This is a genomic window from Streptomyces sp. ISL-11 (genome assembly GCF_018614525.1).
Taxonomy (GTDB): Bacteria; Actinomycetota; Actinomycetes; order Streptomycetales; family Streptomycetaceae; genus Streptomyces.
This window is the reverse complement of the sequence record NZ_JAGGOL010000014.1, coordinates 30,864-54,347: the sequence shown is the minus strand read 5'-3', so window position 1 is coordinate 54,347 and position 23,484 is coordinate 30,864. Positions and strand designations below refer to the sequence as shown.

Here is a 23,484-nt window from a genome sequence, read left to right as displayed (position 1 = left end):
GCACCCTTCCACCGGCCGGGCGGGGGACCGGGTCCCGCCACGGCTCCGTGGGTCCGACTGGCCGCCACTAACCGCCCGATGTGACTATTTTCGTCTCATCTGCTGTACCGCTGGGGGTACCCCCAACGGGCTTGATCGCGGCTGAGCTCAGCCACAATCAAGCCCGTCCGGCGATTGAGGACACCGCCGCGCAGCGGTGGTGCACACGACACAGCCCGCAGCCGCCCGCTCAGCCGAAGGCCGCACCGGAACGCCCGTAGAACCCTGCCAGCACCAGTTCCGCCGCGCCCCCCACCACCGTCCGCGCGCCGCCGGGCGTGACCGCGACCGGGGCCGCGCCGGCGAGGACGGCCCGTACGCCCCCCACATACGCGTCCGGGTCGGCCAGCACGGTCCGGCCGCCGAGGAGGACGAGGTCGATGTCGAGCAGCCGTACGAGGTTGGCGGCGCCGGTCCCGAGGAGGCGGGCGGCGCGGGCGGTGTCGCCGTCGGCGACGGCGGCCAGGCACAGGGCCTCGACGCAGCCGCGGTTGCCGCAGGGGCAGGGCGGGCCGTCGAGCTGGAGCACCTGGTGGCCGAACTCGCCCGCCCCGGTGCGCGCCCCCCGGTGCACGCCACCGTTGAGCACGAGGCCGGCGCCCAGGCCCGTACCGAGGTGGAGGTAGGCGAAGGAGTCGGCGCCGGGCGCGCCGTGCCGTATGAGCCCGAGGGCGGCGGCGTTGGTGTCCTTGTCGACGACGACGGGGGCCGCGAGCCGCTCGGCGAGGGCGGCGCGGAGCGGGAAGCCGTCCCACTGGGCGAAGCCGGTGACCTTGTGCAGGACACCGGCGCGGTGGTCGAGGGGGCCGGGTACGGCGACCCCGACGCCGAGGAGGGTGCCGCGCCCTTCGGCCGGCAGGGCCCGCACCTCTTGTGTCACCGCGTCCAGGACGGCGTCCGCACCGGCGCCGAAGGCGAGCGGGGTGGTGCGGGTGGTGATCTCGGTGCCGGTGAGGTCGACGAGGGTCATGGTGAGGGAGTCGCGGTCCAGCTGGACGCCGATGGCCTGCGCGGCACCGGGGACCAGCCGCCAGGCCGTGGGCGGCTTGCCGCCGGTGGAGGCGCGGCGGGCCGCCTCCGCGACCAGGCCGGTACCCCGCAGCCGCGCGGTGATCTTGCTGACGGCCTGCGGGGTCAGGCCCGTCCCCGCCGCCAGTTCTCCACGGCCCGCGCCCTCCTGGCCCGCGGCGCGCAGGAGCCCGAGGACGACGGCGGTGTTGTGGTCGCGCAGCGCGGCGAGGTTGGCGCCGGCCGGGCCGGGGAGGGTCGTGTTCACCCCACCATTCTCGTCATCGCTTGCACTTTCGCAACAGCGTTGCCAAAGTGGCGGGCATGGATGGCATCACTGACACCTCCCGCGCCCCCTTCCGCGTCGGACTCATCGGTTACGGCCTCGCGGGCTCCGTCTTCCACGCCCCGCTCATCGCCGCCACCGACGGTCTCGCCCTCGACACGGTCGTCACCTCCGACCCCGGCCGGCAGGCGCAGGCCGTCGCCGAGCACCCGGGCGTACGGACGGTCCCCGACGCGGACGCGCTCTTCACCCGCGCGGCCGAACTCGACCTGATCGTCATCGCCTCCCCCAACCGCACGCACGTCGCGCTCGCCCGTACGGCCCTGGAGGCGGGCCTTCCCGTCGTCGTCGACAAGCCGCTCGCCGCGACGGCCGCCGAGGCCGAGTCGCTGGCCGAGCTCGCCGACAGCCGCGGGCTGCTGCTCAGCGCCTTCCAGAACCGCCGCTGGGACAACGACTTCCTCACCGTCCGCCGGCTGATCGACGACGGCGCGCTCGGCGAGGTCCTGCGCTTCGAGTCCCGTTTCGAGCGCTGGCGGCCGCGGCCCAAGGGCGGCTGGCGCGAGTCCGGCGACCCGGCCGAGCTCGGCGGCCTGCTCTACGACCTGGGCAGCCACGTCGTCGACCAGGCCCTGGCCCTCTTCGGGCCCGCCGTCACCGTCTACGCCGAGTCCGACGTACGCCGCCCGGGCGCCGAGGCGGACGACGACACGTTCATCGCGCTCACCCACGCCGGCGGCGTCCGCTCCCACCTGTGGGTGAGCGCCGTCACCGCCCAGCTCGGCCCGCGGTTCCGGGTGCTGGGCAGCCGGGCGGGCTATGTGAAGTACGGCCTCGACCCGCAGGAGGCGGCCCTGCGCGAGGGTCGGCGCCCGGCCGGCGACACCGCGGCCTGGGGCGTCGAACCGGAGTCCGCGTGGGGGCGGCTCGGCGCCGGCGAGTCCCCGGCGTCCGGCGGCGGCGAACCGGTCCCGACCCTCGCGGGCGACTACCCCGCCTACTACGCGGCGGTGGCCGAGGCCCTGCGCACCGGCGGCGAACCGCCCGTCGGCGCGCGGGAGGCGGCGTCCGCGCTGCGGGTGCTGGAAGCGGCGAAGCTGTCGGCGGCGGAGGGCCGCACGGTTCGCATCGGGAAGGAGTCCGCATGAACGACGAGGTCGCCCGCCTGGAAGCGGACGAACGACGGCTGGTCTTCGACCACTTCGGCAACGACGACGCCTGGGAGCTCGGCTCCCTCCTCGTCCGCCTCGCCCGCGAGCGCGGCGCCGCCGTCACGATCGGCATCCGGCGCGGCCCGCAGCGGCTCTTCCACTGCGCCCTGCCCGGCACCAGCGCCGACAACGACGCCTGGATCGACCGCAAGTCCCGCGTCGTCGAGCGCTACGCCGAGTCCTCCTTCCTCGTAGGCGCCCGCTTCCGCGCGAAGGACCGCACCTTCGAGGACTCCTCCCGCCTGGACCCGGACCGCTACGCGGCACACGGCGGCGCGTTCCCGGTCCGGGTGCGCGGGACGGGCGTCGTGGGCGTGGTGGCGGTCTCGGGCCTGCCGCAGGCGGAGGACCACGCGCTGGTGGTGGAGGGGCTGGAGCGGTATCTGGGTGCGGGGGTGCGCTGAGGGGTTGCCTCAGCAGGCACTGGTGCGTGGTTCCCGGCACCGCATCCGCCAACCGGGTGGAGGTCCGGCTGCGGGCCGGTGGCGGGGGTACTGAGGAAAGTCATGGACATCACCAGACTCAGCCACGTCGAACCGGACAACGGCTACCCGGACCAGGCCGTCAAGATCCGCGGCGAGAACCTGGTGGACCCTCGGTGCGTCTACTTCGGCGACGCCCAGGCCCTGGACTGCGAGCTGTCGGAGGACGGGACGTTCGTGGACGTCACGGTCCCGGAGATCCACGGTCCCGTCATGGTGACCGTGGAGGACCATGACGGGAACGTGAGCAATGCGGTTGCCTTCACGGCGTTGTGACGGGTAGAGGCTGACGGGTAGAGGCTACGGAGCTGCCGGCCTGGTGCCGATGACGACCGTCGCGTAAAGGTCGTCGTCGGTGACCACCTGGGGGATCAGGCCGTTGCGGGCGAAGGTCTCCACCGTCAGTGGCGCCTGGTCCTCGCTCGTCTCGACCAGCAGGTGGCCGCCCGGTGCGAGCCATGCCGACGCCTCGGCCGCGACGCGGCGCTGTACGTCCAGGCCGTCCGCGCCTCCGTCCAGCGCCACCCGGGCCTCGTGCTCGCGGGCCTCCGGCGGCAAAAGGGCTATCTCCTCGGTCGGTACGTACGGGGTGTTGGCGACCAGGACGTCGACGCGGCCCCGCAGGGTGGTGGGCAGCGGGGTGTAGAGGTCGCCCTCGTACACCTCGCCGGAGGCGGCGATGTTGCGGCGGGCGCACCGTACCGCCGACGGATCGATGTCGGCCGCGTGCAGCTCGACCTGGTCCAGGGTCGAGGCCAGTACGGTGCCCACCGCGCCGGAGCCGCAGCACAGGTCGACGACCACGGGCCGACGGCCCTCGGGAATCGCCCGGGCCAGGGCGACGGCCCGGCCTGCGAGGAACTCGGTGCGGCGGCGCGGCACGAAGACCCCCGCGTCCACGGCGATGCGCAGACCGCAGAACTCGGCCCAGCCGAGGACGTGTTCCAGGGGCAGCCCGTCGATCCGGCGTTCCACCATCGTGGCGAGTTCGCCGGGAGTGCGTGCCGTGGAAAGGAGCAACCGCGTCTCGTCCTCGGCGAATACACAACCGGCGGCGCGAAGCCTGGTGACGATGACGGACGGAGAAAGAAGAGTGGAGAGTGAAACCGACATGAGAGCCTTCCGAATACCGAAGGGCGCTCTCGCGGTCCGCCTACGAAGCGGAGACCGTACGACCACGAGGGGAGAGCACCCGGCCTGCTACTGCGGTAATGGGTCCCACCTCCTCGGTCGTTCTCTCTTTGACGCGGCAAACACTACATGATCCAAAGTGGCGGGCCGTTTACCGCTGCCGGATTCCGTAGCGACGCAGCGACCCGGCACCTCACTTCACGGCATGGGCGCGCAGCCACTCCAGGACCTGGCCGGCGTGCTCGTTCGGCGGGAAGACGGGGTAGAAGACGTGCTCGATCAGCCCGTCGCGGACGATCAGCGTCAGTCGCTTGAACAGCGTCGCCCCGCCCGCCTCGAACGTCGGCAGGCCCAGCTCGTCCACCAGCCGCAGGGCCGGATCGGACAGCATCGAGAAGGGCAGGCGGAGCCGTTCGACGACCTCGCGCTGGTAATCCGCGTCCTGGCCGGACAGGCCGAACACCCGTCCCGCGCCCGCCTCCAGCAGTTCCTCGTGGTGGTCACGGAAGCCGCACGACTCCGGGGTGCAGCCCCGGGCTCCCGGTATGGCGTCCCAGCCCTCGGGCATGTCGACATCCGGGCGGCCGGTCATCGGGTAGAGGTAGAGCACTGTGCGGCCCGAGCCGAGGTCGTCCAGGCGGACCGTCTCCCCCGCCGTTCCCGGCAGCTCGACCGCCGGCATCCTCAGGCCCGGCAGGTGGTCCGCCGCCCCGTCGTCCTCCGGTACGGGAAGACCGGCGGGCAGCGGGAAGTCGGTCGTCGGCGTCATCGGGGCTCCTTCGTCGTCATCCATGGGGATGGGGGCGTGGGCGGCGGTGCTGTTGCGGTAGGCCGACGCGCGCAGTTGCGCGACCAGGGCTGCCCGGCGGGCGGTGAGGCCCTCGATCCGCTCCGTCAGCTCGTCGATGGCGTCCCGGTAACCGGCCAGGGACGACGGGCAGTCGTCCGAGTGCCGCCGCCCGGCCGCCAGGCACTCCAGGAACGGCCGGGTGCGCTCGACGGGGATGCCGAGCAGGCTGAGCTCCCTGATCTCGCGCACCAGCCGCACGTCGTCCTCGGCGTAGTCGCGGTAGCCGTTGGCCAGCCGCTCCGCCGTGATCAACCCCAGCGATTCGTAGTACCGCACCGCCTTGGCCGTCACGTCCGCGCGCCGCGCCAGCTCACCGATCCGCATGCCGCCCTCCTTCTTCCCGAACGCTAAACCTTGCCCTCAAGGTCAAGGTCAACCCCGCGCGGTGGCCGACCCCGCGCGCCTCTTCCTCCCGCACGGCCGCCCATGTGATCGTCGTCGTCACACGGTGGCGCGGCCCCCGGCCCCCGCCGCCGTCGCGGCCAGTGACCGATGCGCCGAACCGGAGGAGCCGCCCCGTGTCAGCCGCACTCTCCGCGCTGTTCGCCCTGCTGGCCGCCCTCGGCAACGCCACCGGCACGGTGCTTCAGCGAGTGGCCGCCCGGACCGTTCCCCACGGCGACGCCTTCAGCCTCCGGCTCGTCCGGTACCTCCTCCGCAGCCCCGCCTGGCTCGGCGGTGTCGCCGTCATCGTCGTCGCCGCCGCCTGCCAGGCCCTCGCCCTGACCCTCGGCTCCCTCTCCCTCGTGCAACCCCTCCTCGTCATCGAACTCCCCTTCACGCTCCTCATCGCCGCCGCCCTCTCCCGGCAGCCCCTCCCCGCCGCCGGCTGGGCCGCCTCCGTCATGGTCGCCGCCGGCCTCGGCATCGCCCTCGCCGCGGCCGCACCCTCCGGCGGCCAGACCCACGTCTCCCCCGCCCTGTGGGTCCTCACCCTGCTCGCCACCAGCGGCGCCATGGCCCTGTGCGTCCTCGCCGCCCTCCCCCGGCCGCGCGGCCGGGCCCGCGCCGCCCTCTTCGGCTCCTCCTCCGCCATCGGCTACGCCCTCACCGCCACCCTCATGAAATCCGCGACCACCACCTTCCAGGCCCACGGCGCCGGTGCGTTCTTCGCCTCCTGGCAGACCTACGGCTTCGTCGCAGCCGGCGCCTGTTCGCTCTTCCTGCTGGCCAACGCGATGGAATCCGGCCCCCTCATCGCCTCCCAGCCCTCCCTCACCCTCGGCGAGGGCCTCGTCAGCCTCGCCCTCGGCATCCTCGTCTACGGTGAGCGCGTCCGCGCCGGCTGGTGGCTCGTCCCCGAAGCGGTCGGCGCGGCGCTGGTCACGTGGGGTGTGCTGATCCTGCCGCGAGTCGAGCTGGAGAGCGGTCCGTCGCCCGCTACGCCCCCATCGGGGTGACCAACCCCCACCACGGTCTTCTCCGCGCCGTCCGCGCCACCCACTCCGCCGCCAGCCTGTCGGCGATGTGCGCTTGCCGCGCCGGCGGCGTACGCACTTCCGGCGTGTCCGGTGTTCTGAGCGCGCCGTAGCTCGTGACCCGTACCGTCCCGCAGTCCCGGCATCTCGCCTCGCCCCGCGCGTGCGACCACCCGCCTGCGTGGCGGCATTTCAGGCCCCTCACGCGGGGCCTCCCGGCAGCACGTGCGACCGCCAGTGCCTACGCTGCGCTACGAGCGCGTTCCCCGCCTCGACCTCGTCCCCACCGGCCTTGGCCTCCCGCCAGGCCGCGTCCAGTTCCGGGCAGGTCTTGCAGTCCCGCAGGCTCGGACGTTCACCCACCGGCCACAGCCCCGCCGCGGCGCGCTCCTCCCGCGTCGCCAACCGCAGCTCCTCGAACGGCACTTCCCACGTTTGTCCGCCGCCGGGCATGCGGACGTGTACGCGCTTGCCCACGCCTCCGATGACTTGACCGATCCGGTCCTCTCGCGTGTCGACGACGTACGCGCCGTTTCGGTAGGTCATGACCCGCGCCTCCTTCCAGGAATGGCCGCTCAGCAACTGCGTCCGGGCAGACGGAATTTGCCGTCCAATTCGCATGCGGCGGCTACGCATCCACGATGCACCCAAACTTGGCGCCATTTCAAACTTCAATTGATGGAGCTGCAAATTGCAGCTCTACAAACCTTCGGGTGGCACTCGATGCTCCGGAGGTGGAGGATCCGTCCGCACGGCGCAGACTTGGGGACTCACCGTTCGGAGGGGAGAGGGGACTTGGGGCAGCAAGCACACCGCACGGCTCGGCGCCGGAGGCTGGGGAGCGCCCTCAGAGGTGTCAGAGAAGCGGCGCGAGTCACCGTCGCGGAGGCCGCGGGAGCACTCCACTGCGACAACACCAAGATCAGCCGGATCGAGACCGGCGGCCATCGCGTTACCCGACTGGAGCTCGACAGGCTGCTGGATCTCTATGCGGTCAGCGAGGAAAAGACACGGGAGTGGCTGATCGCCCTGGCGGCCGAGGGGCGCAAGAGAAGCTGGTGGCACCAGTACGGTGAGCCTTTGCCTGCACGCTTCAAAGAGACACTGGCACTGGAATCCGACGTCGCCGCTATCCACACCTTTCAGGCACAGGTGATTCCAGGGCTCCTGCAAACCAGGGAGTACGCGGCCACCGTCATGAGCGGCTCCGATCCGTTGTCACCGCAGGAGCTCGATTTCTACGTCGGTCTGCGAATGGAACGACAAGGAATCTTCCGACGCGAGAACGCCCCCGAATACCTGTGCATCCTCCCGGAAGGCGTTCTCCGCCACAGCATCGGCGGTCCCGCACTCATGGCGAAACAGCTGTGGCAGCTGGTCGAGGTGAGCCGCGCCGCGAAGGTAACAGTGCAGGTCGTCCCCTCTTCCCAGAGCGCGTTCACCTGCACGGGTGCACGGGCGGATCCTTCGTCCTCTACACCTATCCGGAGCCCATGAACCTGCGTGTTGCCACCGTGGAGTATCTCGACGGCGCCCTGCACCTGGAGGATGATGAGGCCGTCGCAAAGTATCAGCGGGCGTTTGGACGGCTCCGCTCATCAGCGCTTCCACCACAGCAGTCCGCCGAACTGATTGCATCGATCGCAAGCGAGCTCGAAGAGGTGAATTCGTGATCCGCCACAACCTGCCCGCCCTCAAGTGGCGCAAGTCCCCCTACAGCGATGACCAGCAGGCGGGTTGCGTCGAAATACAGACGACCGTCGACGACCTCATAGCCATAGGCGACAGCAAAGACCGCCCCAGAGGCGCCCTCACCGTCTCACCCCGCACCTGGGCGGCTTTCACGACCGCCGTGACCCGCGAAACACTTCAGCCCGTCTCCTGACGCGACCGGTACAGACCCAGCAGCCCGACCCCCGCCCCCAGCACCACCAGCGCCCCGCCCAGCATCATCATGCGGCTCATCGGGGGCCCACTGTGCGCCAGCTCGTGTCCGTTACCGGCGACCGCCCGGTCCGGCCCGGGCACCCGGTCCCGCAACGCGCCCGGCACGGCGAACGCGCAGACCAGCAGGGCGGCCGCGATCACCGTGAGTGCGGCCGCCACCAGGCCCGATCGCCTTCTCGCCTTTCTGCGCATGCCGGACCATATGCCCGCCTCCCGCCAAGGATCAGCGCAGCACACGCACCCATTCACCCGCTCGGACGCGCGACGACCAGGCTCCCCTAACCGACGAGCCGGGCCGCCAGGCCATCCAGTACGCGCTGGAGCCCGTACTCGAAGTTCTCCTCGCGGATGGTGCGCGGATCCTTGTCGGGGCGGGATGAGTGACCCTCCCTCAGGCGCGGGTGGTCCTTCATGGCCTCATCCGTGGCCGGGCGCAGGCTCTCGATCCAGGTGCGCTCGTCCTGGCCGCTGCGGGCGAGCAGCGAGAGGTACGCGGCTTCGCTGGTGGCCGTGCCGATGACGTACGCGATGACGGTGTTCATGGCCTGGTCGGCCTCGTCGGGGGCGAAGCCGGCCGTCTCGAACAGGGCGAGCATGCGGTCCGACATGCGCATCAGGTTCGGGCCGAGGTGGGCGAGGCCGACCTGACCGAGGACCGAGGCGACCCAGGGGTGGCCCAGGGCCATCGAACGGAGGCTGTGGGCGCTGCGGGCGACGGCCGGGCGCCAGCCCGCAGGGTCGTAGGAGACCGGTACGTCCAGCTCGCCGTAGACCTCGTCGACGACGAGCTCGATCAGTTCGTCCTTGTTGGCGACGTGCCGGTAGAGGGAAGTGGCGCCGGCGCCGAGGCGGGTGCCGAGTTTGCGCATGCTCAGGGATTCGATGCCGTCGGCGTCGAGGAGCCGGACCGCCTCGGACACGATCTGCTCCCGGCTCAGTGCGGGCTGTTCGCGCTGCCGGCGCGGACGGGTCCACACCGAGGGGATCTGCTCGGCCTGCTGGTCTTCGGCTGACATGCCGCCTCCTCGTTCGCTCCGCGCCAACTCACCGACGCACGGCGCACAGTGTACGCACTTGCGCACACCCTGACGCTCTGCGTACAGTGTGCGCATCGAGAGAACACCGTACGCACCGCTTCGCTTCTCAGGGGGAACCGTCATGACCTTCGACCTCGCTCACTGGCAGACCAGGCTCGACGCACTGCGCGCCGCCGCCCACGTCCCGGGCGCCTCGCTGGCCGTACTCACCGACGGGACCCTTCACGAGCTGGCCAGCGGCGTACTGCACCGGGGTACGGGGGTCGAGGTGACGACCGACTCCGTGTTCCAGGTCGGTTCGATCACCAAGATCCATACCGCGACGCTGGTGATGCAGCTCGCCGAAGCCGGTGCGCTGGACCTGGACGCGCCGGTGGTGGACGTCCTGCCGGAGTTCGCCACGGCCGACCCCGAGGCCACCAAGCGGATCACGACCCGTCAGTTGCTCAGCCACACCGGCGGGCTGACCTGCGACTTCACCCATGACACCGGTCGCGGTGACGACTGCCTGGCCCGGTATGTCGAGGCGAGCAAGGGCGTGGCGCTGGACTGCCCGCCCGGGACGGCGATCTCGTACAGCAGCGTCGGATACAACGTGCTCGGCCGCATCATCGAGGTACTGACCGACCAGACCTGGGACGACGCCCTCAGGGACCGGCTGTGCACACCGCTCGGGCTGTCGAGCACGGTGACGCTGCCGGAGGACGCCCTGCGGTTCCGTGTCGCGATGGGACACTTGGGAGAGACCGGGCACGACCCGGACCCGGCGCCGGCCTGGAACCCGCTGCCGCGCTCGTCGGGCCCGTACGGCGGCGTGCTCTGCGCCACGGCCGCCGACGTGGTCCGGCTGGCCAGGATGCACCTCGACGGCGGTACGGCACCGGACGGTACGCGCCTTCTCGCACCGGAGACGGTCGAGGCGATGCGGCGGTGCGAGGCCGACGCGCCGGACAAGTGGACCGTCAGCTCGGACGGTTGGGGCCTGGGCTGGACGCTGTACGACTGGGACGGGGTGCCCGGTTTCGGTCACGACGGCGCGACGATCGGCCAGTACGGCTACCTGCGGGTGGTGCCGGGGGCGGGTGTGGCGGTCGCGCTGCTGACCAATGGCGGTGGCGGGCACCAGCTGTACTCGGCGCTCTTCCGGGAGCTGCTCGGCGAACTCGCCGGAGTGCGCATGCCGGACTCCTTCGGCCCCGCCGCCCGGCCGCCGGCGGTCGACGTCACGCCGCTCGTGGGGACCTACCGGCGCGAGGGCGTGGCCATAACGGTCACCGAGCGCGAGGGACGGCCGCACCTGGTGTACGAGTTCGTCGACGGCATGGCGGGGCTGTCCCCGGCGCTGGAGATGGATCTCGTGCCGGTGTCGGAGACGGTGTTCGCCGGGGCGGGCACGGCCTCCTTCAGCGACGGGTGGATGCCCGTGGTGTTCTCCACCCTCCCCGACGGCACGGGTTGCTGCTACATAGGCATGCGCGCCGCCCCGAAGACGGGGTCCCGGTAGTTCTCGCCGCGTGGTGGACCTGTTCCTCGGTCATGGCCGGCGGCGGCCGAGTCGAGTGCCGCGGGTGCGGGCGGCGTCGAGGCCCTCGTGAGTGCCCTGGACGATGAGTTCGCGGATGAACTCGACGGCGTTTGCCGACACTCCCGAGCCGGTTGGCTAGGGCTTGTCCGGCGGGTCTTCGGCTGCGGGCCGTCTTTGCCGCCTGCCGCGGCGGGCGCCCTGCGGGCGCGTCCTCAAACGCCGGACGGGCTTGATTTCAGCTGAGCTCGGCCACAATCAAGCCCGTTGGGGGCACCCCCAGCGGTAGCTGGGGGAGATTGAGGACGCCACCGCGCAGCGGTGGTGCGGACGATACGGCCCGGCAGCCGCCCTCTCACGTGATCCGCCGGACACGGCCTAGCTCGAGCGGATCGCGGCCTCGACGTGCGCGAGTTGGGCGGCGAGGATCTCTTCGAACGCGGCGCGGCGGTCCGCCCCGAGGGGGCGGACGTCGCGGGCGAAGTGGGCCAGGGCGGGGAAGCGTTCGGGGTCGGCGCCGAGTACCGCGACGCGAAACAGCTCCATGCCCTGTTCGTACTCTCCGGGGGTGACGGTGTTGACCCCGGCCTCGGAGGCGATCAGCGCGGCGATGAGGACCGCGATCCGGTGGTAGCGCGCCGGGATCTCCTCGTCGGGCAGTCCCGACGTGCGCAGAGCCTGCAGCACCTCTTCCATGACCAGCCGGGAACCGGTGCCGCTCGACGCGTAGCGTCCCCAGACCGCGGCGAGCTGGGGCTGCTGGCCGAAGGCCTCTCTCACGCGCAGGGCCAGGGCCGTGATGCGCTGCTTCCAGTCACCCTCGGGGCGGTAGCCGTCCATGGCGGCCAGGAGGATCCGGTCGGCGACCGCGCGCAGCAGTTCGGTCTTGCTGCGGAAGTGCCGGTAGAGGCTGGAGGAGTCGGTCCCGAGCGCCGCGGCGAGCTTGCGCACGCTGAACGAGTCGGCGTCGCCCGTGCGCAGCAACTCCGCCGCCGCATCCAGGATCTCCTCGGTCGACCAGCGCCTTCTGCCTGCCATCCCACCCCTCTCGTCGGGACTCAGTCTACCTGTGCACTTGGCGTTGCACGCACCGCGTGCATAATGAGGACATGAGCATGCCGAGGGGCCCGCAGCATGCAGGCCGGCGTGCCACTCATGCCCTGTTACCCGGGTGAGGCGGCCGACGTGGAGCCAACCCCGGGGAATACGAAAGGACGCATGTCGTGAAGAACCCGCTGGATCCCGCGAAGCTCGACGCCGCCGTTGAGAACGTCCACCGCGCCGGGATACCCGGCCTGTTCGCCGAGGTGCGTGACGGCGACCAGGTCTGGCGCGGCGCCGCCGGGGTCGCCGATGTCGCCACCCGTCGCCCCGTCACCGCCGACATGCGGCACCGCGCCGGCAGCATCACCAAGACCTTCACCGCCGCCGCGGTTCTGCAGCAGGTCGAGAGCGGTCGGATCGGGCTCGACACGCCGATCGGCCGGTACCTTCCGGAGCTGGTTCCCGGGGAACGCGGTGCCGCGATCACGGTTCGGATGCTGATCAACCACACCAGCGGCCTCCCCGAATACCTCCCTTACGCCTACCCCTCCCTCAAGGCGTTCCCCGACCTCGCGAACACCGGGCCGCAGAGCCTGGACGACAACCGGTTCACGCGGTTTCACCCCACCGAACTGATCGAGATGGGGGTCACCGCACCTGCCGTCGGCGCCCCGGGCGGCACTCCGGGGGTCTACTCCAACACCAACTACCTGCTCCTCGGCGAACTCCTGGAACGGGTGACCGGCACTACGGCCGAGCGGTACATCACCCGGAACGTCATCGAGCGCGCCGGGCTCCGGGACACCGAACTCCCCGCCGAACCGTACGTCGACGGGCCGCACTCGCAGATCTACGAGGCGTGGTTCGGCATGATCGACCCGCCGCGCGACTACAGCGTCTTCGACATGTCATGGGTGGGTCCGGCGGGCTCGCTGATATCGACCGTCACGGACCTCAACCGCTTCTACGGCATGCTGCTCGCCGGCGAGATCGTCAGCCCGTCGTCGCTGGCGCACATGCAACGCACTGTCCCGGTCATCTCCCAAGAGGGAAAGACGATCGACTACGGCCTCGGCCTGCACCCGATGGAGGCTCCCGGTCAGGGCACCTTCTGGGGCCACGGCGGCACGGTCTGGGGTGCTGGAACGCTGGCCATGACCAGTGCCGACGGCAAGCGGCAGATGTCCGTCGCGGTGAACCTGCAGAGGTGGAACAGACTCGACTCCTCGGGCAAGCCGCAGCCCCATCCCATCGACGACGCGCTCGCGGCTCTCTACCGCGCGGCGATGTACGGCTGACCGGGCCGGAGAGCCGCGTAACCCGCCGGCTCTTCCCGGCGCTCAGTTCCAGCGGCCCACGGGGCGGTCGCCCGAGTGGGCGTCCTTGAGCTGCTGCCGCTGGCGGCCGAGGCCGTCGATCTCCAGCTCGACGACGTCGCCGGCGCGGAGGTACGGCTTGGGGTCGGGGTGGCCGAGGGCTACGCCGCCGGGGGTGCCGGTGTTGATGACGTCGCCGGGGTAGAGGGTCATGAAGCGGCTGATGTAGCGGATGGTTTCGGCCACCGGGAAAATCTGGTCGGACGTGTTGCCGTCCTGCTTGAGCCGGCCGTTGACCCACAGGCGCAGGCGGAGTGCCTGGGGGTCGGGTATCTCGTCGGGGGTGACGAGCCAGGGACCGAGGGGGTTGAACGTCTCGCAGTTCTTGCCCTTGTCCCACTGGCCGCCGCGTTCCATCTGGAAGGCGCGCTCGGAGACGTCGTTGGCCACGGCGTAACCGGCGACGGCGGCGAGCGCCTCCTCGTCGGTCTCCAGGTGGCGGACGGTGGTGCCGATGACGACGGCGAGTTCGACCTCCCAGTCGGTCTTCTCGCTGCCGCGCGGGATCAGCACCGCGTCGTCCGGGCCGACGACCGTGTCGGGTGCCTTGAGGAAGAGGACAGGCTCGGCGGGGGGACGGACGCGCAGCTCGCGGGCATGGCCGTGGAAGTTGAGACCCACGCAGACGATCTTGCCGATGCGGGCCAGGGGCGGGCCGGTACGCAGGCCCACGGGGTCGATGGCCGGGAGGATGCGGGCGCCGACGGCGGCTCGTACGCGCTCCAGGGCGGAACGGTCGGCCAGCAGCCGTCCGTCCACGTCCGGCACGACGGTGGTCAGGTCGCGAAGCGTGCCCTCGTCGTCGAGCAGCGCCGGGCGTTCCGCCCCCACAGGTCCCACACGCAACAGCTTCATCGGTACGTCTCCCGAGGTCGAAGGGTCGGCCCGGACGTGCCCGTACGGGCCGGCCGATGGGGACGGCCATCGAGCAACCGGTAGATCGTCCAAGAACGGAGGGGCTCTCCGCAAGGCCCCTTTCAGCCTGTGGACATTACCCGCACGGGTGACTTCGCGGGGACACCCCGGCGGTCGGCCCGGTGGGCGGGTAGGGAGCAGAGCGACGAGGACAGTGTTGCCGAGCTGTGGAGAGTGCCATGGGTTGTCGGATTCTGGTCGCCTTGTTCGCTGTCGGTGCGGTGCTCGGCGTGACCGCGCCGGCCTCCTCCGCCGGGGCGGCTCGTACGGATACCGCGCCCGAGCAACGGTGGACGGTGGGGCTGCACGACGGAACGATCAGGAACTCCGTCAGCGGCCACTGCCTCACCGGTGGCGGCGAGGGCGGGACGGTGACGGCACGGGCGTGCGGCGGGCCGGGCCAGCAGTTCACCATCGAGCCCAACGGGACCGTCCGGAACGCCGCCGGTGGGCGCTGCCTGACATCGATGGGGGCGGGGAACGCCGTGACGTCGCGGCAGTGCGCGAGTGGGGCGGGGCAGAAGTTCACGTACACGGCGGACGATCAGACGCTGCGGAACTCCGCGAGTGGCCTGTGCGTGACCGCCGAGGGGCGGGACCGGGCGGTGACGATGCGGCCGTGCCGGGACTGACTTTCGGGCTGCCGCCCCGGCCCGGCCGCCCCCCTTGGCCAGCGGGGCCGCCCGTATGGGTGGCCTCAATCGCCGGCCGGGCTTAAATGACGGGCTCGCCACCGTCCGGGGTTGTCCTCAAACGCCGGACGGGCTGGATTGGGTGACCGTGGACTCAACGGCCGGGCTATTCGCGGCACCTTGTCCGTACGGGTGTCCTCAATCGCCGGACGGGCTAGTTTGGGTGACCCTGGCCCCAAACGCCGGCCAGGCTGGATCTGCGGGGCCCCCGCCCACACACGTGTCCTCACGCGCCGGCCCGGCTGGATTTGTCCGTCACCCGTCGCTGCAAGCAGGCCCGTTCCACCGCCGTCCACGTGGTGCTCGTCGCCAGGTAGAGGCCCGCCGCCAGAGGTACCAGCGCTGCCGTCACCAGCGTGCCGAAGGACAGCAGTGGGAAGAGCTTTGCCGCTGTCGCCATGGCCGGTGTCTGGTCCTCCGTCGTCGTCTTTTCCTGGGCCTGGGCCGTTTTGCGGGCGCGGTGATAGGTCCATGCGGCCACCGTGGCCACCAGGGCGAACAGGGCCGCGTACCAGCCCCTGGCCACCGAACGGCGCATCCAGCCAATGACCGCCCAGGCGCGCGCCCAGCAAGTCGTGGTTCAGCAGGCCCGCTCCGCCGTCGCCGGTGGAGAACAGGTGGTACATCACGAACAGCACCGGCGCCTGCGCGAGCATCGGCAGCACGCCGGCCAGTTGCGAGACGCCCGCCTTGGTGTGCAGTTCGCGTACCTCCCTCATCAGGCGCTCGGGGTCGCGGCCGTGCCGGCGTCGCAGTTCGGCCACGCGGGGGGCGAGTGCGGCCTTCGCCCGCTCGCCGCGCGCCGCCGAGCGGGCCAGCGGGTGCAGGGCGGTCCGTACGAGCAGGGTGAAGGCCACCACGGCGGCGGCCGTCGCAGAGGCGCCGAAGAGGGGTTCGAGCGCTTCGGCCAGGTGGGAGAGAAGTGAGCCGAGGGTTGAGAACATGGTGAGCCCTCCACGGGTCTCGTCGTGCCGGAATGGTTCATTCGGCGTGACGAGCCGCGCGGGGTCGGCTCAGCTCGTGGTCAGCAGCAGAGCGCCCGCGTGGCCGTCGGGAGGGGACGGCCGGGCGCGCGGGGCCGTCGACGGCCCCGGGCATCGGGATCGCGCTGGGCGAGGAACGCGGTGCGCAGCTCCCGGTCCCGTATCGCGGTGCGTATGCGGGTGCGGGTGAGCGGACCGCCCGTCCTGGCGGCGGCGATCGCCGCGCACAGCAGCAGCGCGGCCGCCGAGGCGACCACCACGGCGGCCGCGGCGACCGCGACGGCGCTCACGAGGCCGCCCTGCATGAGCAGCAGCAGTTCGGCCAGGAGGAAGAGGAGAGCGCTCACGTGCGTGCGGATCGCCACGTTCATCACCCTCCCCTTTCCTGAGTTCGCGTCAGCCGACGCGAACAGTCGTCCCGATGAGTTCCGATGACAGGAATGTTAGACCTTCGCACTGACACTCGGCCGATCCGGTCCCGGGTCCGACGCCAGGACCTCGGCGTCCGACCGGTCGTCCACCTCCTTCGGGCCCAGCCAGGAGACCGCGAGCGCCACGAGCACGTTCGCGCCGAGCGCGAGGGCTCCCGCGTTCACGCCCCACACCGGGTCGTTCTCGGTGAAGACCAGGGCGCACACCAGCGTCCCGCCCACGACGAGTCCGCTCAGCGCGCCCCACAGCGTCAGCTTCCGCCACACCAGTCCCAGCAGAATCATGGGGACGAGCTGGGCCATGCCCTCGTACGAGATGAGCGACAGCCGCACCAGGGTGTTGGGCGTGAGGTAGGTGAGGACCAGGGCCAGCACGCCGGCCACCACCACGACGACCTGCGCCGCGAGCCGCTGCCGGTCCGGACGGTCCGCGAGCCGGGGGATCGTACCCAGCACGCTCCTGCCCCACATCGTGCCGATGACCAGCATGAAGACCGCCATCGGCACGATCGACGACAGCGCGGCCGCGACGCCGATCAGCCCCACCGTCCACGCCGGCAACGAGTCCACGACGAGCTTGAAGAGGGCGAGGTTCGAGCCCGCGCCCGTCAGCCCCGGCACCACGAACATGGCCGCCATGCCCAGCAGCATCGGCACGAACAGCAGGACGTTGTAGAAGGGCAGCAGCATGGCGTTGCGGCGCAGGGCGTCGGCGTTGCGGGCGCCGAGGTAGCCGGCGACGGTGGTCGGGAAGATGACGACCGTCAGGGAGTTGAGGAAGCTGGTCGTCACGTACCAGCCGCCGCCCAGGCCGCTCCCGCCGTGCCCGGTGAAGGTCAGCCAGTCCGGCTTCTCCGCCACGAGGCGGTCCAGGAACGGCCCGTAGCCGTCGAAGTAGTGGACGGGCACGTAGACGGCGAGGAAGGCCAGGGTGCCGATGACGAGGACGTCCTTCAGGACCGACACCCAGGCGCTGCCGCGCAGGCCGCTGACGACGACGAAGCCCGTGGTGACGGCGAAGGCGATGAAGTAGGCCCAGTTCAAGCTGATGGCGCCGTAGGAGATCGTGGAGACGACGACGCCCATGCCGGTGATCTGGAGCTGGATGTACGGCAGCAGGCAGACGGTCGCCAGGACGGCGACGAGCGTGCCGAGCCAGGGGCGGCCGTAGCGGTGGGCGACCATGTCGGTGATGGTGACGAGGCCGTGGCGGCGCGCGTACGACCACAGGGTCGGGCCGACGACGTAACCGATGGCGTAGCCGCAGGACATGTACGCGATGACGTAGAGGACGGGGGCTCCGTGGTTGTAGCCCCAGCCGGCCGCGCCGAGGTAGCTGAAGCTCGTATAGCCCTCGCCCGCCATCAGCACCCAGATGAAGACGGTGCCCAGGCTGCGGCCGCCCACCGACCACTCGGTGAGGCCGCCGCCCGCGCCGCGGCCGCGGACGGCGAGCAGGCCCAGGGCGACGGTGAGGACCATGAAGACGCCGAAGACCGACGTGGCGACGGTGGCGTTCACACCCGGCCCCGCTTCCGGTCGCCGCGCCAGGCGAGGAAGACGGCCGCGGGGGTCAGCAGCGTCGCCAGCAGCAGCCAGAAGAAGAGGAACGGCACCCCGAGAACGGTGGGGCGGACCCGGTCCACGAGGGGCAGCGCGCCGAGGAACAGCGCGTACGGGATGAGCAACCACAGCAGCGTGAAACGTTTCAGCACGGGTCGACCCTAGGTCGTTACCGGCGGGTGATGTGAGGGGGCGCCGGGGGCCGTGTCGTGCGCACCACCGCTGCGCGGCGGTGTCCTCAATCTCCCCCAGCTACCGCTGGGGGCGCCCCCAACGGGCTTGATTGTGGCTGAGCTCAGCCGCGATCAAGCCCGTCAGGTGTCAGCCGGCCGCTTCACAGACCTCCTGCACCAGTTCCGCGCACCGCTCCGGATCGCGCAGCGTCGGCAGATGGTCGCAGTCCGGCAGCCGCACCAGGCGGCAGCCGGGGAGGCGCGCGGCCATGTCCTCGTTGCAGCGGATCACCTCGGGCTGGTCCAGCTCCCCCAGCGCCAGCACGCTGGGAGCGGTCACCTCGCCGAGGCGGTCGAAGACGGGCGCGTCCGGCACCTGGTACGGGTAGTTGGAGAACCACGCCGGGAGCGCGGGGCGCACCAGCTCCACCGCCTCGGCGTCGCCGTCGACACCGGCCGCCGCCCAGGTGCGCAGGACGAGGGCCAGGAGGCCGTCCTTGTCGCCCGCCTGGGCCAGCCGTGCGATCTCGGCCATCACCTCGGGCGAGGCGAGCTCCTCGTAACCGGTGACGCCCGGACAGAGGAGGCCGAGCGCGGCGACCCTGCCGGGGGCTTCCACGGCGAGGTTCAGCGCGGTGGCGCCGCCCATGCTGGAGCCGACCAGGGCCGCCCGGCTCAGCTCCAAGTGGTCCAGTACGGCGGTGAGGTCCTCGACGAGGGAGAAGGGTGCCGTGGCGACCGGGGACCGGCCGAAGCCGCGGGAGTCGTAGCGGATGACGCGGTGTCGCGCCGTGAGGCGCGACATGACGGGGTCCCAGATGCGGGAGTCCGTGATGCCGGGATGCAGGAGGACGAGGGGGAGGCCGTCGCCGCCGGTGTCTTCCGCCCATAGTTCGCCGTCTTTGACTGGCACGGTGAGTTCCATGGGCGTCAGTCTGGAGGCGGGCGGGACCGGGCCGCCAGGGGGTGCGAAGGTTCGCTCCCCCGGTGCCCGCTGCCCAGCGCCCTGTGCCGATCAGCCTGCGAACGCGCCCCCGTCCCCGAAGGCCCGCTCGGCGAAGCGCTCGCCGATGCGGCGGTGACCGGCGGAGTCCGGGTGGAGGTCGTCGGGCAGCGGCAGTTCGGCGAAGTCCTCCTCGCCGTAGAGGGCGCGGCCGTCGAGGTAGTGCAGGTTCGGGTCGTCGGCGGCCCGTTGAGCGGTGATGCGGGCGAGCTCGTTCCGGATGGTGGTGAGGGTCAGCCGGGAGGGGTCCGACGGGTCGCCCAGGGCCCGGAAGCTCATCTTCCCGCCGTCGAATTCCGGGGCGATGGGGCCCGGGGTGTCCTCCTGGAGGGGACACAGGACCGGCGAGACGACCAGCAGCGGCGTGGTGGGGTGCCCCTCGCGGATGGTGTCGAGGAAGCCGTGGACGGCCGGGGCGAAGGCTCGCAGGCGGATCAGGTCGGTGTTGACCAGGTTGATGCCGATCTTGACGCTGATCAGGTCGGCGGCGGTGTCCCGCATGGCGCGCGCGGTGAACGGGTCGAGCAGGGCGTTGCCGCCGAATCCCATGTTGATCAGCTCCACGCCGCCCAGGGCCGCGGCCAGCGCCGGCCAGGTCCCGGTCGGGCTCTCGGCGGAGGAACCGTGGCTGATCGAACTGCCGTGGTGCAGCCACACCCTGCGGCCGCGGTCCGGCGCGGGCTCGACCGGGGCGTCGGTGCGCAGGGCGATCAGCTCGACGACCTCCCGGTGCGGCAGCCAGATCTCGACGTCCTTCTCGCCGGCGGGCAGCCCGGTGAACCGGGCGGTGCCGGGCGGGCCGGGGCGGAAGTCCGCGGACCCGGTGGCCATGTCGACGGTGCGGACGTTGCCGCCGGTCACGCCCGTACGGCCGGCCGGGCGGCCGTCGACGAGCAGGTCGTAGAGGCCGTCCGGCGGGGGCGGTGCGCCCTGGTAGACCGTCTTCGTGGGGAGGACGTCCAGCTCGACGGCGGTGGCCCGGGTGCGGAAGGCCAGCCGCACGCCGGAGGGCTGGGATTCGATCATGGCCAGGTACGCGTCGGGGAACTGCTTCCGGGCCCGGGCGGGCAGCCGGTGCGGCAGCAGGCCGTGCGCGGTGCGTTCCACATCGAGGGCGCCGCGCAGCAGGCGGGCGTCGACGGGCGTGGTGATCCAGTCGGTCATGCCGCCTTCCGTAGGGGAACCGGGGTCGGGGACGTCGTTGAGCCGGGAGTTCATGGTCCCCAGCCTGTCAACCGGACGCCTGGTCCGCACATGCATTTCCCCTGGGGGCCGTGTCGTGCGCACCACCGCTGCGCGGCGGTGTCCTCAATCGCCGGACGGGCTTGATTGTGGCTGAGCTCAGCCGCGATCAAGCCCGTTGGGGGCACCCCCGGCGGTAGCCGGGCGAGCTTGAGGACGCGCCCGCAGCGCCTCCCGGCCGCGCCTCACGCCCCCAGCAGCCGCGACGCCGTGTAGATGCACAGCCCCGCCAGCGCGCCCACCACCGTGCCGTTGATCCTGATGAACTGCAGGTCGCGACCGATGTGCGCCTCGATCTTGCGGGAGGTGTGCTCCGCGTCCCAGCCCGCCACGGTGTCCGTGATCAGGGCGGTGATCTCGTCGCGGTAGGTCGTCACGACGTAGACGGCCGCGTCCTCCAGCCAGCCGTCGACCTTGGCGCGCAGCCGGGCGTCCGTGGCGATGCGGGAGCCGAGGGAGAGGATCGCGGCGCGCGCCCGCAGGCGCAGTTCGCTGCGCTCGTCCTCCGCCGCCGCGACGATCATCGCCCGTACCGAGGACCACGCGGACGCGATGAGGTCCTGGACCTCGCTGCGGCCGAGCACCTCGGACTTCAGCCGCTCGACCCGGGCCCGGGTGTCCGTGTCGGACTGGAGGTCGCCGGCGAAGTCGGCCAGGAAGCGGTCGACGGCACCGCGGGCCGGGTGGTCGGGCATGTCGCGCATCTCGGCGGCGAAGCGCAGCAGCTCCTTGTAGACGCGTTCGCCGACCTTGCGGTCGACGAAGCGGGGCGTCCAGCCGGGAGCGCCGCCGGTGACGGCGCCCATCACCGAGTCGCCGTGCTCCACGAGCCAGTCGTGGGCCCGTACGCACACCAGGTCCACGACCCGGTGATGGCCGCCGTCGGCGACGATCCGTTCCAGCATGGCGCCGATGCCGGGCGCGACCTCCTGGGCGTCGGCCCGCCGGGTGACGGCCTCGCCGACGACGGCCTGCACGTCGGAGTCCCGCAGCACCCGCAGGGCGCCGCGCAGCGCCGTGGCCAGCTCGGCGGTCACCCGGTCGGCGTGCGCGGGTTCGGCCAGCCAGCCGCCGAGGCGGGAGGAGATGCCGACGGCGCGCAGCCGGACGCGTACGACGCCACCGGAGAGGAAGTTCTCGCCGACGAACTCGCCCAGGCTCTGGCCCAGCTGGTCCTTCTTGGTGGGGATGATCGCGGTGTGCGGGATGGGCAGGCCCATCGGGCGCCGGAAGAGGGCGGTGACGGCGAACCAGTCGGCGAGCGCGCCGACCATGCCGGCCTCGGCGGCGGCCGCCACATAGCCGGCCCAGCCGCCGGCGCCCGAGGACTGCCCCCACTTCGCGAGCGCGTAGACGGCGGCGACGGCGATCAGCAGCCCCGTCGCCAGGGTCTTCATACGGCGCACTCCGCGGCGTTTCTCCTCATCCGCGGCGCTATAGGTGAGACCGCCCGCCACCGTGGGCATCACCCCATCAGCGGCTGCCGACTCTTCGTCAGGGGATCGTTCCATCCGCACCACCCGTTCCAGCCGTCTGTCACGTGCATTGTCCCTACTCGACGTACTCGTGGAACGGACCGGGAGTTCCCGGCGTCTGACAAGTCGCATGTGACACGTTGCGTGATCCAACAGCCGACAGGCGCGCCCTCGGGGCGTCGTGGGATCATGGAACGGCGATCGGACCGCGAGGGCGCTGTTGCTGATCAGTCGCTGTTTGTCCCCGGTCCGCACCGGAGCCGATACGCTCCGCCACTCCCAGGAGAAGCCCGCCCATGAACAGGCCAGCCCTGCCCCGCAGCGCGGCGTATGTCGCGCTCGCCGCACTGGCAGCCGCGGTGATCCTCGTCTCTGCCGCGATATTCGTCGGCGTCGGGGGCCGTGGCGGACAGGCCGCGACGGGGTCGCACGAGGACCACGGCACGGCCGAGCCGGCCGCCTCCGGCGGCTGGGTCGGCGCCTGGGGCACGTCCCCGGCGGGCGCGGAACCGAACACCCGGCTGGGTTACGCAGGGCAGTCGATCCGCAACGTCGTGCACACCAGCATCGGCGGCACCAGCGTCCGGATCCAGCTCTCCAACCTCTACGGTTCCCAGCCGCTGTCCGTCACGCACGCCTCCGTCGCCCTCGCCGCGGCCCCCGGCACCCCCGCCGCCGACCCCGGCAGCATGCGCCGGCTGGCCTTCACCGGGCAGCCCACGGTGACGATCCCGGCCGGGCAGTCCCTGCTCAGCGACCCGGTCCGGCTCACCGTGCCGCCGGCGGCCGACCTGCTGGTCACCACGTACTCGCCGACCCCCTCCGGCCCGGTCACGTACCAGCCGCTGTCCCGCCAGATGTCCTACCTCGCGCACGGCGACCGCACGGAGGACGTCCAGGGCGCCGGCTACACCGCGAAGGACACCCGCTGGCGCTACCTCACGGCCGTGGACGTCTGGGCCCAGGAGGCGCACGGCACGGTCGTCGCCTTCGGCGACTCGATCACAGCGGGTTACTCCTCCACCACCGGCACCAACCGCCGCTGGCCGGACTTCCTGGCCGCCCGGCTGCGCACCGAGCCCGGCGCGCCCCGCTACGGCGTCCTCAACGAGGGCATCAGCGGCAACCGCGTCCTCCTCGGCAACTCCGGGCCGCCCCCGGTGAACAACCCCAGCGGCCTGGAACGCTTCGAGCGCGACGTGCTCGGCCGTACGGGCGTCCGCGTCGTGATCATGGACCTGGGCGTCAACGACATCCTGCGCGCCCCGCAGCAGCAGGACCCGCACCGCATCGTGTCCGGCCTGCGGCAGATGGTGGAGCGGGCCCACGGCCGCGGCCTGCGGGTCGTCGGCGCGACGCTGGCGCCCTTCGCCGGCCACAAGGGCACCGTGGCGAACCAGGAGATCACCCGGCAGGGCGTCAACGAGCTGATCCGGGCAGGCGGCGTCTTCGACGACGTCGTGGACTTCGACCGGGTGCTGCGCGACCCGCGGGACGCCGAGCGGCTCCTGCCCGCGTACGACTCCGGTGACCACCTCCACCCGAGCGACGCCGGGTACGCGGCGATGGCCCGCGCCATCGACCTGGAGACCCTCAAGGGCCAGGCGGCCACCGCCCTGTGACCGGACGGGGCGCCCACCCGGGCGCCCCCGCCCC

Annotated in this window: 26 protein-coding genes and 1 pseudogene; 11 read left to right on the top strand and 16 right to left on the bottom strand. The window is 71.7% G+C overall.

Translation table 11 applies throughout. The annotated features are described in order from the left end of the window. Nucleotides 1-229: 229 nt before the first annotated feature. On the bottom strand, nt 230-1,315 hold the full coding sequence (locus J7E86_RS03490; RefSeq protein ID WP_215079613.1) for an ROK family transcriptional regulator: 1,086 nt from the start codon (nt 1,313-1,315) through the stop codon (nt 230-232). 56 nt (nt 1,316-1,371) lie between these two features. Here J7E86_RS03490 and J7E86_RS03485 point away from each other — a divergent pair, with 56 nt between their 5' ends. From J7E86_RS03485 to J7E86_RS03475, 3 genes are all read left to right on the top strand, one after another. Next, nucleotides 1,372-2,481 carry a Gfo/Idh/MocA family oxidoreductase gene (locus J7E86_RS03485; RefSeq protein WP_215079611.1) on the top strand — a complete coding sequence of 370 codons (1,110 nt, stop codon included), beginning with the start codon at nt 1,372-1,374 and terminating at the stop codon, nt 2,479-2,481. After that, nucleotides 2,478-2,948, top strand: coding sequence for a heme-degrading domain-containing protein (locus J7E86_RS03480; RefSeq protein WP_215079609.1), 471 nt, complete (start codon nt 2,478-2,480; stop codon nt 2,946-2,948). The genes J7E86_RS03485 and J7E86_RS03480 overlap by 4 nt, the downstream gene beginning before the upstream one ends. Before the next feature lie 102 nt (nt 2,949-3,050). Beyond that, a complete protein-coding gene (locus tag J7E86_RS03475) occupies nt 3,051-3,302 on the top strand; it encodes a hypothetical protein (RefSeq protein ID WP_215079608.1) in 252 nt (83 codons plus the stop codon). Nucleotides 3,303-3,326: 24 nt separating this feature from the next. On the opposite strand, the gene J7E86_RS03470 is transcribed toward J7E86_RS03475, so the two are convergent. Together J7E86_RS03470 and J7E86_RS03465 are read right to left on the bottom strand one after the other, a co-directional pair. Next, the gene (locus tag J7E86_RS03470; protein ID WP_215079606.1) at nt 3,327-4,139 is read right to left on the bottom strand and encodes a putative protein N(5)-glutamine methyltransferase; all 813 of its coding nucleotides are present in this window, start codon (nt 4,137-4,139) and stop codon (nt 3,327-3,329) included. Nucleotides 4,140-4,350: 211 nt separating this feature from the next. Continuing rightward, nucleotides 4,351-5,331: a MerR family DNA-binding transcriptional regulator gene (locus J7E86_RS03465; protein ID WP_215079604.1), complete on the bottom strand. Its 981-nt coding sequence runs from the start codon at nt 5,329-5,331 to the stop codon at nt 4,351-4,353. Nucleotides 5,332-5,525: 194 nt separating this feature from the next. Between J7E86_RS03465 and J7E86_RS03460 the strand changes: the two genes are divergently transcribed. Beyond that, the gene (locus J7E86_RS03460; protein ID WP_215079602.1) at nt 5,526-6,407 is read left to right on the top strand and encodes a DMT family transporter; all 882 of its coding nucleotides are present in this window, start codon (nt 5,526-5,528) and stop codon (nt 6,405-6,407) included. On the opposite strand, the gene J7E86_RS31975 is transcribed toward J7E86_RS03460, so the two are convergent. Together J7E86_RS31975 and J7E86_RS03455 are read right to left on the bottom strand one after the other, a co-directional pair. Further along, nucleotides 6,388-6,630 (bottom strand): DUF6255 family natural product biosynthesis protein, encoded by a 243-nt coding sequence (locus J7E86_RS31975; RefSeq protein WP_374223760.1) that lies wholly within the window; start codon nt 6,628-6,630, stop codon nt 6,388-6,390. The two genes, J7E86_RS03460 and J7E86_RS31975, sit on opposite strands and share 20 nt — an antisense overlap. Then, on the bottom strand, nt 6,627-6,971 hold the full coding sequence (locus tag J7E86_RS03455; protein ID WP_215079600.1) for a hypothetical protein: 345 nt from the start codon (nt 6,969-6,971) through the stop codon (nt 6,627-6,629). The genes J7E86_RS31975 and J7E86_RS03455 overlap by 4 nt, the downstream gene beginning before the upstream one ends. Before the next feature lie 249 nt (nt 6,972-7,220). On the opposite strand from J7E86_RS03455, the gene J7E86_RS03450 reads away from it, so the two are divergent. Genes J7E86_RS03450 through J7E86_RS03440 form a run of 3 tightly spaced genes read left to right on the top strand, consistent with a single transcriptional unit; the run spans nt 7,221 to nt 8,310 of the window. Continuing rightward, the gene (locus tag J7E86_RS03450; RefSeq protein ID WP_215079598.1) at nt 7,221-7,922 is read left to right on the top strand and encodes a helix-turn-helix transcriptional regulator; all 702 of its coding nucleotides are present in this window, start codon (nt 7,221-7,223) and stop codon (nt 7,920-7,922) included. After that, complete coding sequence (locus tag J7E86_RS03445) at nt 7,919-8,098, top strand: Scr1 family TA system antitoxin-like transcriptional regulator (protein ID WP_215079596.1); 180 nt, start codon at nt 7,919-7,921, stop codon at nt 8,096-8,098. Before J7E86_RS03450 ends, J7E86_RS03445 begins: the two co-directional genes overlap by 4 nt. Next, nucleotides 8,095-8,310: a DUF397 domain-containing protein gene (locus J7E86_RS03440; RefSeq protein WP_308312451.1), complete on the top strand. Its 216-nt coding sequence runs from the start codon at nt 8,095-8,097 to the stop codon at nt 8,308-8,310. Before J7E86_RS03445 ends, J7E86_RS03440 begins: the two co-directional genes overlap by 4 nt. On the opposite strand, the gene J7E86_RS03435 is transcribed toward J7E86_RS03440, so the two are convergent. Then, nucleotides 8,295-8,531 carry a hypothetical protein gene (locus J7E86_RS03435; protein WP_215079594.1) on the bottom strand — a complete coding sequence of 79 codons (237 nt, stop codon included), beginning with the start codon at nt 8,529-8,531 and terminating at the stop codon, nt 8,295-8,297. The genes J7E86_RS03440 and J7E86_RS03435 overlap by 16 nt on opposite strands. A 119-nt stretch (nt 8,532-8,650) precedes the next feature. Further along, nucleotides 8,651-9,388, bottom strand: coding sequence for a TetR/AcrR family transcriptional regulator (locus J7E86_RS03430; protein ID WP_215079592.1), 738 nt, complete (start codon nt 9,386-9,388; stop codon nt 8,651-8,653). Between the two features lie 142 nt (nt 9,389-9,530). On the opposite strand from J7E86_RS03430, the gene J7E86_RS03425 reads away from it, so the two are divergent. Beyond that, nucleotides 9,531-10,913 carry a serine hydrolase gene (locus J7E86_RS03425; protein ID WP_215079591.1) on the top strand — a complete coding sequence of 461 codons (1,383 nt, stop codon included), beginning with the start codon at nt 9,531-9,533 and terminating at the stop codon, nt 10,911-10,913. Nucleotides 10,914-11,309: 396 nt separating this feature from the next. Here the strand turns inward: J7E86_RS03425 and J7E86_RS03415 are convergent, their stop codons facing one another. Then, entirely contained in the window at nt 11,310-11,969 is a 660-nt protein-coding gene (locus tag J7E86_RS03415; RefSeq protein ID WP_215079589.1) for a TetR/AcrR family transcriptional regulator, read from the bottom strand. A 185-nt stretch (nt 11,970-12,154) separates the two neighbouring features. On the opposite strand from J7E86_RS03415, the gene J7E86_RS03410 reads away from it, so the two are divergent. Next, nucleotides 12,155-13,273 (top strand): serine hydrolase, encoded by a 1,119-nt coding sequence (locus J7E86_RS03410; RefSeq protein WP_215079587.1) that lies wholly within the window; start codon nt 12,155-12,157, stop codon nt 13,271-13,273. A 42-nt stretch (nt 13,274-13,315) separates the two neighbouring features. Here J7E86_RS03410 and J7E86_RS03405 read toward each other — a convergent pair whose 3' ends face one another. Continuing rightward, entirely contained in the window at nt 13,316-14,206 is an 891-nt protein-coding gene (locus J7E86_RS03405; protein ID WP_215079585.1) for a fumarylacetoacetate hydrolase family protein, read from the bottom strand. A gap of 263 nt (nt 14,207-14,469) precedes the next feature. Between J7E86_RS03405 and J7E86_RS03400 the strand changes: the two genes are divergently transcribed. After that, a complete protein-coding gene (locus J7E86_RS03400; RefSeq protein ID WP_215079583.1) occupies nt 14,470-14,898 on the top strand; it encodes an RICIN domain-containing protein in 429 nt (142 codons plus the stop codon). 286 nt (nt 14,899-15,184) lie between these two features. Here the strand turns inward: J7E86_RS03400 and J7E86_RS03395 are convergent. The 7 genes and pseudogenes from J7E86_RS03395 to J7E86_RS03365 all read right to left on the bottom strand — a co-directional run bounded on the left by J7E86_RS03395 (nt 15,185) and on the right by J7E86_RS03365 (nt 21,819). Further along, a pseudogene (locus tag J7E86_RS03395) lies at nt 15,185-15,902 on the bottom strand (YidC/Oxa1 family membrane protein insertase). A gap of 80 nt (nt 15,903-15,982) precedes the next feature. Next, nucleotides 15,983-16,312 (bottom strand): DUF6412 domain-containing protein, encoded by a 330-nt coding sequence (locus J7E86_RS03390; protein WP_215079581.1) that lies wholly within the window; start codon nt 16,310-16,312, stop codon nt 15,983-15,985. A 72-nt stretch (nt 16,313-16,384) separates the two neighbouring features. Continuing rightward, entirely contained in the window at nt 16,385-17,893 is a 1,509-nt protein-coding gene (locus J7E86_RS03385) for a sodium:solute symporter (RefSeq protein ID WP_215079579.1), read from the bottom strand. Beyond that, nucleotides 17,890-18,087 carry a DUF3311 domain-containing protein gene (locus tag J7E86_RS03380; RefSeq protein WP_308312450.1) on the bottom strand — a complete coding sequence of 66 codons (198 nt, stop codon included), beginning with the start codon at nt 18,085-18,087 and terminating at the stop codon, nt 17,890-17,892. The genes J7E86_RS03385 and J7E86_RS03380 overlap by 4 nt, the downstream gene beginning before the upstream one ends. 169 nt (nt 18,088-18,256) lie before the next feature. Beyond that, nucleotides 18,257-19,021, bottom strand: coding sequence for an alpha/beta fold hydrolase (locus J7E86_RS03375; RefSeq protein ID WP_308312449.1), 765 nt, complete (start codon nt 19,019-19,021; stop codon nt 18,257-18,259). Between the two features lie 102 nt (nt 19,022-19,123). After that, on the bottom strand, nt 19,124-20,329 hold the full coding sequence (locus J7E86_RS03370) for a GDSL-type esterase/lipase family protein (protein WP_251018596.1): 1,206 nt from the start codon (nt 20,327-20,329) through the stop codon (nt 19,124-19,126). Nucleotides 20,330-20,538: 209 nt separating this feature from the next. Continuing rightward, nucleotides 20,539-21,819, bottom strand: a complete 1,281-nt coding sequence (locus J7E86_RS03365; protein WP_251018602.1) for a DUF445 domain-containing protein — start codon at nt 21,817-21,819, stop codon at nt 20,539-20,541. A 305-nt stretch (nt 21,820-22,124) separates the two neighbouring features. On the opposite strand from J7E86_RS03365, the gene J7E86_RS03360 reads away from it, so the two are divergent. Next, nucleotides 22,125-23,450 (top strand): SGNH/GDSL hydrolase family protein, encoded by a 1,326-nt coding sequence (locus tag J7E86_RS03360; RefSeq protein WP_215079574.1) that lies wholly within the window; start codon nt 22,125-22,127, stop codon nt 23,448-23,450. Nucleotides 23,451-23,484: the final 34 nt, after the last annotated feature.